Source organism: Streptomyces qaidamensis (assembly GCF_001611795.1).
GTDB lineage: Bacteria > Actinomycetota > Actinomycetes > Streptomycetales > Streptomycetaceae > Streptomyces > Streptomyces qaidamensis.
On record NZ_CP015098.1, the window covers coordinates 8,353,844 to 8,367,134 of the forward strand.

General features: G+C 70.2%; 9 protein-coding genes and 1 pseudogene. 2 read left to right on the forward strand and 8 right to left on the reverse strand.

Going from position 1 to position 13,291, the window contains the following annotated elements:
• Nucleotides 1–213 precede the first annotated feature (213 nt).
• Nucleotides 214–801 carry a TetR/AcrR family transcriptional regulator gene (locus A4E84_RS36625; protein WP_063827595.1) on the reverse strand — a complete coding sequence of 196 codons (588 nt, stop codon included), beginning with the start codon at nucleotides 799–801 and terminating at the stop codon, nucleotides 214–216.
• 116 nt (nucleotides 802–917) lie between these two features.
• Between A4E84_RS36625 and A4E84_RS36630 the strand changes: the two genes are divergently transcribed.
• The gene (locus A4E84_RS36630; RefSeq protein WP_159029664.1) at nucleotides 918–2,099 is read left to right on the forward strand and encodes a TolB-like translocation protein; all 1,182 of its coding nucleotides are present in this window, start codon (nucleotides 918–920) and stop codon (nucleotides 2,097–2,099) included.
• Here A4E84_RS36630 and A4E84_RS45000 read toward each other — a convergent pair.
• The gene (locus tag A4E84_RS45000) at nucleotides 2,089–3,294 is read right to left on the reverse strand and encodes a TroA family protein (protein ID WP_237305059.1); all 1,206 of its coding nucleotides are present in this window, start codon (nucleotides 3,292–3,294) and stop codon (nucleotides 2,089–2,091) included. The two genes, A4E84_RS36630 and A4E84_RS45000, sit on opposite strands and share 11 nt — an antisense overlap.
• Before the next feature lie 43 nt (nucleotides 3,295–3,337).
• Between A4E84_RS45000 and A4E84_RS36640 the strand changes: the two genes are divergently transcribed.
• A complete protein-coding gene (locus A4E84_RS36640; protein ID WP_062930669.1) occupies nucleotides 3,338–5,938 on the forward strand; it encodes a cellulosome protein in 2,601 nt (866 codons plus the stop codon).
• 182 nt (nucleotides 5,939–6,120) lie between these two features.
• Here A4E84_RS36640 and A4E84_RS45005 read toward each other — a convergent pair.
• The 6 genes and pseudogenes from A4E84_RS45005 to A4E84_RS36665 all read right to left on the reverse strand — a co-directional run.
• A pseudogene (locus A4E84_RS45005) lies at nucleotides 6,121–6,405 on the reverse strand (VOC family protein); the annotation flags it as partial.
• Nucleotides 6,406–6,878: 473 nt separating this feature from the next.
• Nucleotides 6,879–8,369 (reverse strand): glycoside hydrolase family 43 protein, encoded by a 1,491-nt coding sequence (locus tag A4E84_RS36645; RefSeq protein ID WP_063827536.1) that lies wholly within the window; start codon nucleotides 8,367–8,369, stop codon nucleotides 6,879–6,881.
• A gap of 109 nt (nucleotides 8,370–8,478) precedes the next feature.
• Complete coding sequence (locus A4E84_RS36650) at nucleotides 8,479–9,222, reverse strand: cupin domain-containing protein (RefSeq protein WP_062930670.1); 744 nt, start codon at nucleotides 9,220–9,222, stop codon at nucleotides 8,479–8,481.
• Nucleotides 9,219–10,142, reverse strand: coding sequence for a DUF6807 domain-containing protein (locus A4E84_RS36655; RefSeq protein WP_062930671.1), 924 nt, complete (start codon nucleotides 10,140–10,142; stop codon nucleotides 9,219–9,221). Before A4E84_RS36655 ends, A4E84_RS36650 begins: the two co-directional genes overlap by 4 nt.
• Nucleotides 10,135–11,262 carry a Gfo/Idh/MocA family protein gene (locus tag A4E84_RS36660; protein WP_062930672.1) on the reverse strand — a complete coding sequence of 376 codons (1,128 nt, stop codon included), beginning with the start codon at nucleotides 11,260–11,262 and terminating at the stop codon, nucleotides 10,135–10,137. The genes A4E84_RS36655 and A4E84_RS36660 overlap by 8 nt, the downstream gene beginning before the upstream one ends.
• A 270-nt stretch (nucleotides 11,263–11,532) precedes the next feature.
• A complete protein-coding gene (locus tag A4E84_RS36665) occupies nucleotides 11,533–13,248 on the reverse strand; it encodes a substrate-binding domain-containing protein (protein WP_107308433.1) in 1,716 nt (571 codons plus the stop codon).
• Between the last annotated feature and the right edge of the window lie 43 nt (nucleotides 13,249–13,291).

Below are 13,291 nucleotides of genomic sequence, written 5' to 3' on the forward strand. Positions count from 1 at the left end.
GCTGGCCGTGGCGGTGCGGCTGGCCCCGGACCGGGCGTCAGGGGAGGACGAGTCCGCGCTGTCGGCGGACTACCAGCGCATCCGAACAGTCAGTGGCAGCCGCCCCCACGAGGCCGCTCACCGCCACGAACACGCCCACCCGCAGAGCTGCTTGACGAATCAGAATGCATCATGGCTTTCCGGCATTGCCTCATGGAACGGCGGCGTGGCGTGCTATACGCCTGCGACGAGGTCGACGAGCGTGGTGATCAGGGCTTCCTCGCTGACTCCGGTGGGCTGGTGTCCGAAGAATCGGACCGACAGGTGGTAGCCGGTGAGCGCGAAGGTAATGACCGCCGCGAGGGCCTCCGCGTCGCGCGTCGGGATCGCCCCGGCTGCCATCCAGCCGGCTAGGCGCTGCGAACGGATACTGACGTTGCGGGCGACCAAGAGCTCGCCGAGATGGTCGACCGATGCTCCGAGATGGTCGCGCTCGCGCGCGACGAGCTCCATGAGCGGGTGGAGCCGCCGCAGGTTGGCGAGCCGGCGTTCGAACTCGAGCGCGAGCGCGATCCGCACGTCGCCTCCGGTCTCCTCGGGCTCGGGGCCCGTTTGCCGCTCGGTGTCGGCGCGGTCGACCTCGCGGTCGACGACCGCTTGGAGCACCTCCTTCTTCGACCGGAAGTGCCGATAGAAGCTGCCGCTCCCGGCCGACAGGGCCGCGGCCGCCTCGATCTGCGTCACGGTCGTCCCGGTGAAACCTTGCCGCAGGAACAGATCCCACGCCGCGTCAAGGATTCTCGTCCGCGTCGGCACTGGCATGGGTGCAATTGTAAGGAGACGGAGGGAGCCGCTGCGCCCCAGGGCCAAGGTGACCTTCTTGCGAAATGCAAGAAGGTTCTTGCATTGACGTCGTGGACATGCCAGGCTGCCCAAACATGAGAATCCGTCACTTAACCACGCTCGCGGGATCGTTCGTCCTGGCGTGCCTGCCGGTTCAGGTTCACGCACTGCCGGTCAAGGCAGCGGACACGAGCACGTCGTCGGTCGTGGCTACGAGTCAGCGGTCGGGGCTGAACTTCGATCCGGACAAGGGCACCCTCGACGGCTCACCGGTTGACCATCTGCCCGACCACATCCGGCTGCTGGACATCCAACTTCCGAACGGCGGCGCACCGCAGCGGGCCGATTGGTCTCCCGACGGGAAGCGCCTTGCTTTCCTCGACGCTCCGATCGGTGACCTCTGGGAATACGACCTGGCGACCGGCGCGAGCCGCAATCTGACCACGACGTCTGCACTCCACGGGGGAGTGCTACGGGCGCACCACCTGACCAACGGCGACATCGTCATGTGCGCGGTGGCTGAGCGCAGTGCCGACGACCCCGAGGGCGACCGCTTCCGCGGCGAACTGTGGGTGCTCCAGCGGCCTTTGGGCACACGTGCCCCGGTCCGTCTCGGCGAGAGCTGCTGGGAGGGCGTCGCGGTGTCCAAGCAATCTGGTTCCACCCGCATCGCGTGGAACCAGTCGACCATCGACTTCACCAAGATGCCGGACGTGATCACCGAAGCCCTGGTGGGCAAGTCGAAGATCCTTACGGGTCGAATCGTCTACCGCAACGGCAGGCCGGAGATCACCGATCGGACGGTTGCCCTCGACAAGCGCGATGTCTCCCTGGTCACACCCGCCGTTGAGGCTCAGGACTTCCGGTCCCTGCCCGATGGGGACGCCGACCCCGACGACGAACTGATCTTCTCCGCCTACTTTCACAAGGGCGGACAGGTCATGGGCGTCAACCTCGACACCGGCGCCATCAAGGACTACGCGCCGACCTCGCTGCTCTTCGACGAAGCGGAAGGCACCGACCCGGCCGGCCGTTACACAATGGTCGAGCGAGACTTCGCCATCGCCCTGTCCCCCGGCATGGTCGACATCTGGCGCCTTTCGCTGGATGGCTCCGGGACGTTCGAGCGGATGACCACGTTCAACCACTACAAGGGCTTCGGGGCCAACAACCCGGTCGTATCGCCCGACGGCACGCAAATGGCCTTCGGATTGAAAGTGGAGGGCGGTGCCGAGGGCGAGGGCGACGGCATCCTCCTGATGGACCTCAGTAGATGAGGAGGCGTTGGCGCCGACTGAGCGTGTCCGTGCTCGCCCACCTCGAAGCAATGTCGGAAACCTCGACCTGCGCCACCAGCTCGACGCGCTCCGTCTCGTCCGCCGCCTCGGAGTCACCGCCGTGGTCGCGTTGCGCCACCTCAACCTCGCCGCCTCGTCCTGCGACCGCCTCTGCGCGATGCGGGCCGGACGCGTGGTCGCCCACGGCGCACCACGGGACGTCCTCGCTCCCGCCCTGCCGGCCGACGTCTACCGCGTCGAGGCGGACGTCACCGAGCATCCCCGCACCGGCCTGCCCCAGGTGACACTGCTCACCGGCCACAACCTGACCGGCCGCCGGCCCGCACCCAGGCAGGGGGCCACGCAGACATGACCGCATCCGCACCCGCTCGCGCGCCGGCCGGGGCCGTCGCCGCCGCGCCTCAGTCTCGCCCACGGGCTCCCCGGCCGCCACGCCGTGCAGCACCTGAGCGAGGACCTCGGCACCGCGCACGACACGCGGCCCGGGCCGGTTGAAACGGGCAGGCCCATCCAGGACCCAGACCTCCCCGGCCCGCCCGGCGGGCAGTTCGTCCCAGCCCGGCAGCGAGGTGAGCAACTCGCGTTCGCTCAGGGTGCGCTCGGGGCTGAAGCCGCACGGCAGCACGAGGACGACGTCCGGCCGGGCGGCGCGTACGGCCGCCCGCTCCATGGGCTTGGTGTGCTCGCCGGGCGCCGCGAGCAGCGGCTCAGCGCCCGCGCAGGCGAGCTGTTCGGGCACCCGGTGCCCGGCCGGCCACAGCGGATCGAGCCATTCGATGGCCACCCCACGGGCGCGCCGACGCCCCGCGGTCAGCCGCCGTACGGCCGCGAGCCGGTTCCGCAGCCGGGCTGCGCTGTTCGGCGACGCCCCGAACACCCAGCAGGCCCCCCACCCGCACCAGACAGTCGAGCACGTCATCCAAGGTGCGGGGCTCCGGCTCAGCACCTTCGGCCCGCCGCCGTCCAGGACACGGACCGCCTCCGACACCCCGCTGTAGGAGACCGCGCGCACCTCGCACAGGTCCTGGGTGAGCACCACGTCCGGGGCGAGCGCGGCCAGTGCCTCGGAGTCGAGGGTGTCGACGGAGCGCAGCGGGTGACCTGGGGGGCGTGGCCGCCCCGGTCGGAGTTTCGGAAGTTTCGGGGGCCTGCAGACCATTGACGTGGTCGACATGTCCTCTTACGTTCTAGCGAACCGGTTCGATTCATCGACTGGCATGCGAAATTTCGAACGAAAGCTGGATGCAGTGGCAGCCGACGCCCCCGAGACCCTAACCATCGACCTCGGCACCGAGACGGGCCCCTTCCACGGCGGCGCGAGCGGTTCGCTCTTCGGCCTGTACGGCGACGGTGTGCCCAGCCGCGTCCTCGTCGAGGGCATGTACGTCCGCACGCTCGCGACCAAGGCCCAGGACGGCGTCCAGCACCCCGGCGCCGACGCCCTGGAGGTCCTCCCCGCCTTCGTGGAGTCCGGTGGCAAGGACGTCTACGTCTACATGACGGACATCTACCGCGGCTTCCCCTACGAGTGGCCCGGCGCAACGGGCGAGGAACGGCTCGCCGACTTCACCGCGAGGATCCGAAGACAGGTCGAACAGGTACTGGCGCTCGACGCGCACAAGTCGCACGTCGTGTACGTGCCGTTCAACGAACCCGAGCTCAACATGTTCGGCACGGAGGAGTGGAGCTACGACCGGGTCTCCTGGCGCGACGACCCGCGGCACTACTTCGCGGCCTGGGAGCACACGTGCCGCCTCATCAGGGGCCTGCACCCAGGGGCACGGATCGCCGGTCCCAACACCTCCGTCCTCCACCCCGAAGTCAGGGACTTCCTGGAGTTCGCCAAGGCCCACGACGTCCTGCCCGACGTGATCACCTGGCACGAACTGTCCTCGCCGGCCGAGGTGCGTACGAGCGTCGCCCGCTACCGCGCCATGGAGCGGGAGCTGGGCATCGGCCCGCTGCCCGTCAACATCAACGAGTACGCGCACAACTACCACCTCTCCGTGCCCGGGCAGATGGTCCAGTGGATCGCCGCGATCGAGGAGTCCAAGGTCGACGCCGACATGGCGTACTGGAACATCGCCGGCAACATCAACGACTCGGTGGTGGAGGCGAACAAGGGCAACGGCCAGTGGTGGCTGTTCAACGCCTACGGCCGGATGACCGGGAACACCGTCCGGGTCACCGCGCCCCATCCCAACACGCAGTACACACTGCAGGGTCTCGCCACGCTCGACCGGGAGAAGCGCCAGGCCAGGGCACTGCTCGGCGGAACGAGCGGGGCCGTGGAGCTCGTCTTCGAGGGCATCGACCCGGACGTCCTCGGCACGGTCGTCCACGTCCGGCTGGAGGAGATCCCCTGGACGGGCCAGCTCGGCGCCTGCGCACAGCCGCCGCGGCTCGGCGACGAGGAACTTCCCGTCCTGGACGGCAGGGCGACCGTTCACCTGACCGGCCTCGACGAGATGTCCGCCTACCACGTGATCCTCTCGCCGGGTGGCAACGGAGCCCCGCTCAGGCCGCCCTCGGTCGGCTGGCGGCGGACGTACGAGGCCGAGGACGCGACGTACACGGGCAGCGGCTACTCGAAGAACGGGCCCGAGGGATCACCGTCCGCCGTCAACCAGTTCGCGACCTCGGGCGGTTACCACGTGGGGGGCCTGCGCACCGGCTCCGACGGCGTGCTCGCCTTCGACGTCGAGGTTCCGCAGGATGGCACGTACGACGTCAGGGTCCAGGCCAACTCCCACAACCAGGCCGACCTGGTGCGTGAGCCGGGCCCCGCCAACGTCTTCCTGCGCGTCGACGGCGAGGACCCCCGCGAGCTGCTGCTGCCGCTCGGTTACAAGTGGGCGGTGTGGGGCCACACCGACACCCGCGTGGAGCTGATCGCCGGCCGGCACCGGATCACCCTGTCCGCGCAGGATCCCGACCTCGGCGCCACCGAGGGCGACGCGGTGATCGACAAGCTCGACCTGGCCCTGCGCGACGACCACGTCACCGCACCCGCCCTGTACGAGGCCGAATACGCCTGCCTCGGCGGCGGTGCCCGCGTGGACTACGCCTACCGCGGCGTCTCGGGCCCCGGCGCCGCCGTACTGCCGAAGGGCGGCACCGTCACCTTCTGGGTGCACGCGGACGGCGACGGCGAGGCGACCGTGACCGTCGACCTGCTCGGCCCCGGGGAGGGCCGGCTGACGGTCAACGGCGAGGACGTCGGGGGCGTCGCCCGCGGCCCCGTTGCGCTGTTCCTGGCCGGAGGCGTCAACAAGGTGACGATCACCGCGGCGTCGGACCGGCTCGTCGTGGACCGGCTGCGGGTCGGCCCGTCGCGCGCGCTGCTGCCGGTCACCGCGTACCCCGCCGAGGCCGGCGTCCTCACCGGTGCCGCGCGGGTCACCGGCGCCCACCCGTACGCCACCGGGGGCAAGGCGGTGGACGGGATCGGCGGCGGGCCGGACAACGCCCTCACCCTGACGGTGACGGCCGAGCGCGAGGGGCGGCACGCGCTGACGATCCGCTACTCCAACGGGGAGCAGGCGCCCGCCACGCACTACAACCCGGACCCGATCTGCCGCCATGTGGACATCGCCGTCGACGGACACGCCCCGCGCCGGGTCCTGTTTCCCACCACCTTCCACTTCAACAACTTCTGGGACCTCTCCGTCCCCGTCACCCTGAAGCGGGGCACCAACACCGTCACCTTCACCGCCGACGAACTCCTTGACTTCGACGGCGTCACCACGAACCCGCACGGGCAGCGCTCCGCGAACGCCCCGGTCATCGACCAGGTGACGGTGACTCCGCTGGCGTGAGGGCGGATCACAGCACGTCGAGTACCGTGCGGCGGCGGGGTGGCGCGGCGGACGCCGAGGAGTCGAGGGCATCGCCGAGCTGCTCCGCCGCGCGAGCCGCGCAACCGTCGACAGCCGTAGAGCCTCAGCCCTCGCCCTCGTCGCCGGCCCGGTACACGCCTTGAGCATGGTGCCGCCCGCCCCGTGCAGAAGTCCACGGCCCGTTCGGGTTCGCGGGTGAGCAGCTCCACCCAGCCCAGCGCGCCGGGCGCGTTGAACAGCCCGGCACCCGGGAAGGCGCACGCCTGCCACAGCTGGAAGACGGCACCGGCCGGGGCGACGGCCACCGCGAAGCGGCCCACGCCGCACGCGTCCATCGGCCCGAGCGGCACCGTCCCGCCGACCGCCGTCACCTGCCGCGCGGCGGCGTCCGCGTCGGACACGGCGAACGACACGATCCATGCGACGGGCTGCGAATCCTGGTACAGCCGGAAGTGTCAGGACAGGAATCTTTCCAGGACGAGGGTCGACGGCCACCGAGGCGCCAAGGTCGCTCCGCTCCCGGAAGTTCTCCTCGGATCCGGTCCGCACCGGCGGCGAAACGCGCGTCGCAGTGGCCGTGAAACCGTGGCATGTGCTTGAACTAGAGCACTCCATGATCGCTGAAAGCCCGGACCATGACAGTGCGGCCGGGCCTCCTGAACATACCCGGTGACGGTCCGCGTGCTGCTGCGCGGCGAACGTGCGTGCCTCGCGGCAGACCGCAATCCCGCGCGGCACGCCGAATCCGGCAGTGGACTCGGAGAAGCACCCGCCGGCTCAGCGTGATGCCCGCGAGGGGCTGCGCGACATCCTCGACGCCATGAGCACCTGGGCCATGTCGGTTCCGGATCCCGAACCGGGAAGGCGCCTCCTGAGGCAGAACCCGGGGGAGGAGAGTACGTCCGTCACGGGGGCGGTTTCACGCACGCTGTTCGGCGAACCGGACCCGGCGGACAAGGATCTCCCGAGACTCGGTCCACACACCGACCAAGCGCCCGGTGAACCCGCCCGCCACTTCGGTGGAGAGATAGCGTCCGTCCAGGCGGGCGAGGACATCGGTGCCGGTTCCGTCATCGATGCCCAGTTCGATGTCGTCCGGTCCGTTCCAGGTCGGCTCCGTGGAACGGATGCGGAGGGTGACAGGGGAGTCGGGCAGTGGGCGGGAGCCGAGAGCTGTCTGGATCTGTCCGATCCGTGCGACGGCCGTGACTTCGCCGTCGGCGACGCGCAGCCCGTACCAATGAGCACCATCGAGCCGTAGCGCGACGGTGAACGCACCCACCCCCGGATCCACGAGGAAGTCGGCCTCCCAGTGGTCTCCGCCGACCCGGGTGAACAGGCCCGAGGGCTCACCGGTCTCGCTCGGTGCGTGCCCCACGACCACCCCTTCCGGCACGCTGCGGACGAACCGGTCGGGACGCTCTCCCGGCGAAACCCACCTGAGATGCAGTCCGGGCGAGGAGAGGTCGTCCTCGAAGTCCCGCTGCCCGGTGGGGACGCGTAGGCTCGCAGGCTCGAACTGTGGCCAGTCCTCCACCCAGGAGACGTCGGCGAGGAACGTCTCACGCCCGTTGACGTGGAAGCGCGGACTGCGGCCTCGCGGCCGTGTGCCGAGATACACCGCTGCCCACGTCCCGTCGGGGCGCTCGACCAGATCGGCATGACCGACGTTCTGGACGGGATGAGCCGTGCTGCGGTGGGTGAAGACCGGATTGTTCGCGGCGGCCTCGAACGGTCCTCGGGGGCTGCGTGAGCGTGCGACCGACACCACGTGCCCCCGGTCGGTGCCGCCTTCGGCGATGACCAGATACCACCAGTCGCCCCGCCGGTACAGGTGCGGCCCTTCGGAATGGGCCAGGCCGGTGCCGTGCCAGATCCAGCGTGGCTGCTCGAGGACCACACCCTGCTCCGGATCGACCGCGACCTGTCTGATGCCGATCTCGGTCTCGGACCACGAGCAGTAGGTGACCAGGCACGTTCCTTCGTCGTCCCAGGCCAGGTCCGGATCGATACCGTCGAGTGCGGTCAGGCAGACCGGCGCGGACCACGGCCCGGTCGGGTCGGTCGCGTGGTAGATCTGATGACCACCCCGAGCGTCGTCGATGTTCGTGGTGATCAGCCAGAACCGCCCCTCGTGGTGGCGCAGCGTCGGGGCGTAGACGCCGCGGCTCGACGGCGACCGGCCCGCGGGGAACTGATCGTCCCTCGTCAGGGCGTTGCCGATCTGACGCCAGGACACCAGGTCCCGGGAATGCCAGATCGGGACGCCAGGGCTGTACTCGAACGACGAATTCGCCAGGAAGAAGTCCTCGCCGACCCGGCATACCGTTGGATCGGGATACATCCCTGACAAGATCGGAGTGGTCGCCGCGTCGGCGCTCCCATCGCCTTCCGGCAGCATCGAACTCATCGAAACGCCTTCCTTGGTTCGAACCCGGGCACATCAGCACCCGTTGGACATGCTCTCTCCACCTACCGGCTTGGCAGTGCGCGACGCGCACCGAGCGGGGGTGGGGGCGTCACTGAGGGGCGGCGGAGGTGCCGGCCCGGCGGACCGGGTCGTAGGCGCGCAGGAAACCGCACATACCCAGGGTCTGCCGGGGCGGTTGGGCGATACGCGAAAGGGCCGCTTCGGACAGGTGGTTGAAGTCGCCCCTCCGTAGCGCGCTGATCTGCCGCAGTGCCTCCTGTGCGGCGGCCAGCGCACCGTCGTTGACCGTCTCCTCCCAGGCGTCCAGTCGTGGCTGGACGAGTCGCACGGCTGCCGTGCAGAACTCCTCGTACGCCGAGCGATTGCCGCGCCGCCATTGCCGCGTCAGCTCCCCGAACCCCTCGACGGCCAGGTCCCTGCGGGCCTGCGCGCGCTCGGGGCTGGGGCTGCCGTCGGCGTCGAGGAGGGAGGCCGCGTCCGGGTAGGTCTCGGGGGCGAGGTACTCGGACGGGAAGGTCATGACCGCGTCGCCTGCTTCGGGGAGGCCGCTGTTCTGCATGACGACGATCACGCGCAGATCTTCGTCGTTGATGGCGCGGTGGATCGTGCCCGGGGTGAACCAGACCGTGTCTCCGGGGTGAAGCTCGGTCGTCGTGTGCCCATGGTGGTTGAGGGTTTCCAGTCGGCCGCGGCCACTGACGACGACGTAGCACTCCGCGCAGGCGAGGTGCATGTGGGGCGAGCCGCCGTGTTCGTCGTCCGCCGTGGGCCAGGGGTACACCTCGAGCTGGCTGAGCCCCACGGCTCCGGGGAAGTCGGGGAAGGAGGTCACAGCGCGAACTCCTGCGCGATCGGCTCGAGTTCACGGCGGTCCACCATGCGGTCGATGAACACGAAGCGGTGGCTCAGGGACAGGGTCTCACCGGGTTCCAGCTTGATCTCCGTGTCGAAGGCGGGCGAGGGGTTGAGGCAGGCGAAGGCGCTGCTGCGGGCGAACCACTTCACCGGGACGGAGGCGCTGGTGGTACCGGCGTAGGCGAGTACGGTGGCACCGCCGTCGATCTCGTCGTGCTCGCCGGTGATGGCCGCCCAGGCGCCCTGGGTGCCCATGACGGCGTCGCCTTCATGGCCCCCGTCGGCGATGACGTCCGCGCCGGTCCAGGCCCGAGGTCCGCGCCAGAACAGTCCTGTGTAGCCGGCGCCCGGGCGGCCGTGTGTGGTGGGGCTGCCCAGTTCCAGGGGCTCGTGGTGAACGTTGGTCAGGGCGCTGATGAAGTCCAGCGCCCAGACACCGTCGCCGGTGTCGGCGCCGTGGAAGCGCAGGGTGCGGGTCTCGTCGATCCACACCTCGTCATTGGAGGCGAACCAGTCCAGGACCTGGACGACCGACACCTCGCTGCCGCTGTCGTCCTGCCGGTCGAAGGCGCGGTGCACCTGCTGGCCGTGGTTCTCGCGCCAGACGTAGCCATGGCCGGGCGCGCCCTGTTCGAAGGTGGGCCCACCCCAGAAGTTGTCGCCGGACAGATGCGACCAGGTCATCTGCAGGCCCTTGTGCCAGCGGTGGTCCCAGGGCCGGTAGACACCCACGGGCGCACCGGACAGGGTCTTCAACGGGTAGAGATACGGCTTGGGGGATTCCTCGAGAGGACTGTCCGGCCGGTAGACGTACGTGGCGAGCTCCGTGCCCGCGGCCGACACCACGAACTCGGTCCCGGCGTCGTCGCGGTCGATCCGGAAGTGGGTGTCAGACACCGGTCTTCTCCTTGTCGGCGTTGTCCTGAGCGGCCGCGAGGCGACCGCTCATCGAGTGGTAGAAGGGGTTGTCCGGCGTGACCATGTCCGGGGTGACGGGACGTCCGGTCGTCGCCGACTGGTACAGGGCGGCGATGAACGCCAGGACGCGGCGGCCGTCGTCACCACTGGCCTCGGGGCGTTCCCCGGCGCGCAGCGACCGCAGGAGCACGCGCAGCTGCGCCGCGTGCGAACTGGCCTCGTCGTCGAGCGGTGCCCCGAGCTCGGCAGCCGTGGCCTCGGCCCGGTGGGGTGCGGGGGTCCACGTCCAGTGGGAGTTGTCGTAGCCGTAGAGGTGGGACAGCTCGACCGTGGCCTCGGGGAAGTCGAAGCGCAGGTAGCTGGTCTCGCGGGGGGAGAGCAGGCTGTTGACCATGGACACCATGGCGCCATTGGCGAAGCGGACCATCGCCATGGAGACGTCCTCGGTCTCCACGTTCCGCGCCAACGTGCCCATGGCAGCGCGGACTTCGGTCCATTCCCCCATCAGGGCCAGCATGAGGTCCATCTGGTGGATGCCGTGGCCCATGGTGGGACCGCCGCCTTCGGTCTCCCACTTGCCGCGCCAGGGGACGTCGAAGTAGGCGTCGTCCCGGTACCACAGGGTGTGGCACACACCGACCAGAGGAGCACCGAGGCTGCCGGTGCGGATGCGCTCCCGCAAGGCCCGGGCGGCGGACCCGAACCGGTGTTGGAAGACGTAGGAGACGTAGGGGCCGCCCTCGCGCTCGTGGGCGGCGACGGCGTCGTACTCGGCGACCGAGAGGGTGGGGGGTTTCTCGCACCACACCGACGCGCCGGCGTCCAAACAGGCGGTGATGGCCTCGCCGTGGGCGATCGGGGGCGTGCAGACGATGACCAGGTCCGGGTGCTGCTCCCGGAGCATCCGGTCGAGGCTGTCGTAGGCGGCGGGAATGCCCCAGCGGGCGGCGAAGTCCTCGGCGCGCCGCAGGTCGACGTCGACCACGGCGATGACGGTCGCCTCGCCGCTCTGGGCCTGGACGGCGGGCATGTGACAGCCGTCGGCGATGTTTCCGGCACCGACGATCGCCACCCGCGCGGGCTGGCTGTACTCAGTCATGTGGCTCTTTCGTGGAAGCTCGGGCGGTGCCTGGGCGCGGCACCGGGGGTTCGCCGACCGCTGACGAAGAAGTTCGGTTCGACCTGCTCAGCCCAAGGCATGCACGCGTGACCGTGCGGTCGAGGGGAACGGCTCCGTCGAGCGAACGGGCTCTCGCCGAGACGAACAGGGCGGCAGCCCGAACGTAGTGAACGGTCACCTTCAGGGTCAAGAGTTGCGTAGTGATCGTTCACATTTTGCGTGACGCCCTACCGGGAACACCGGCCCGATTCAGCGGTTGACCGGGCCGCTCGACCCTCGCGGCACGAGGTGGAACAGATCCGTCACCTCGGATTTCGGCTCGGGTTCGCCGCGCAGAAGAGCGAGCAGCGACAGCATCGACTGTCGGCCGACCTCTTCCTTGTTGATGTGCACCGTCGAGATGCTCGGCGAGAAGTACCGGGTGAACTCCTCGTCGTCCCAGCCGAAGACGCTCATCTCCTCGGGCACCCGCGTTCCGCGGTCCTGGAAGCCGCGCAGTACCCCCAGGGCGACATAGTCGTTGGCGGCCAGCACGGCCGTCACGCCGGAATCGGCGGGCAGGTCCCGCGCGGCCTCGTAGCCGGAGCGCACGGACCAGTCCCCGTCGACGACGCCGTAGGACTCCAGGCCCAGTCGCTCGACCGCCTCCACGTAGACCGCCCGCCGGTTGCGTGCCGAGGCCCAGTCCTGCGAGCCGGCGACGTGGAGGAACCGGCGGTGCCCCTGGTCCGCGAGGTGACGCAGGATCTCTTCGGCGGGCCGTCCGTCGGCCAGCCGTCCCCGGGACTGGAGGTTGTCGTCGTACTCGCCCAGCACCACCAGGGGCCACTGGCCGGTGCCCTGGCCGCCTGCCAGATCCCCCAGCGGCACCAGCGAAAGCACCCCGTCCGCCTGCCGGGTCTCCAGCAGGGACACCACGCTGCGGGCGCGCCGCGACTCGCCGCCCTCCAGCCCGACGACGTCGGTCATGTATCCGGCCTCGTGCGCCGCGGCCGAGGCGCCCCTCAGCAGAGGGATCGGAACGAAGCCGCTCAACTCGGGCAGCACGATGGTGATCCGGTGGGACCGCTGCGTGCGCATCGACCGCGCCATGAGGTTGGGCCGGTAGTCCAGCTCGGCGACGGCACGCTCGATCCTCGCTCGCGTCGTCGGCTTCATGCCGCTGTCGTTCTTCAGGAACCGGGACACGGTCTGGTGCGACACGCCGGCCCGCTGGGCGACCTCCCATATGGTGGGCCGCTTCCTCTCCGGGGTGGAGGCCGCCCCCGGACCGGCGGCCTTCGCGGCGGGCCGACCGGCCTTCCGCGCCCGCAGAGGGCGCCCCGCCTGCTCGCACAGGAACTCCAGCAGCTCCGCGCCGGACGCCTCCGCGGGCAGTGCGTAGGCACCGGCGAAGCCCGCGACCCGTGGCGCGAGGTCGTCGACGTGCACGAGGCCACGGGCGGCGGCTTCGGCGACGAACGTGCCCGTACGGGCCGCGTCGGCACGGGCTTGAAGCAGGTCGACGACGGTACGCGGCACGGTCGTCACGGGCAGCCCGTCGACGACGGTGACGTCCTCGGCGTCCAAGGCGGCGCGGTGCAGCACGACGGTCTCGTCACGAGTGGTACGGCGGGACGACACCGTCAGCTCCACGAAGTCGGCGGGCCGGCCCCCAAGGCCGTGCACCGCACACGCGGAGGTGTGGGAGACGACGCCCGCCCCGGGGGTGTCCGCCCGGCGGTCCCGCGCCGGCATCCCGGGATCCAGCCGCAGCCACGCGACCTTGATCCTGAGGTGCTCCGGCGGGGGAGAGGCGGCCAGGCGGTACACCCCGTGGCCGACACTCTCCAGCGCCCCGGACCGCTCCAGCCGCAGGAGCTGGACGCCTTGCACACCGTCCAGCTTCGCCTGGGCGGTGGTCACCAGACCCCACTGGCCGGCGGCCCTGGCGTCCAGGGCCCGCAATACGTCGGCCTGAGTCATGCAGCAATCATTACACGGGCACCCTGCGCCGTCCCTCTCCCGC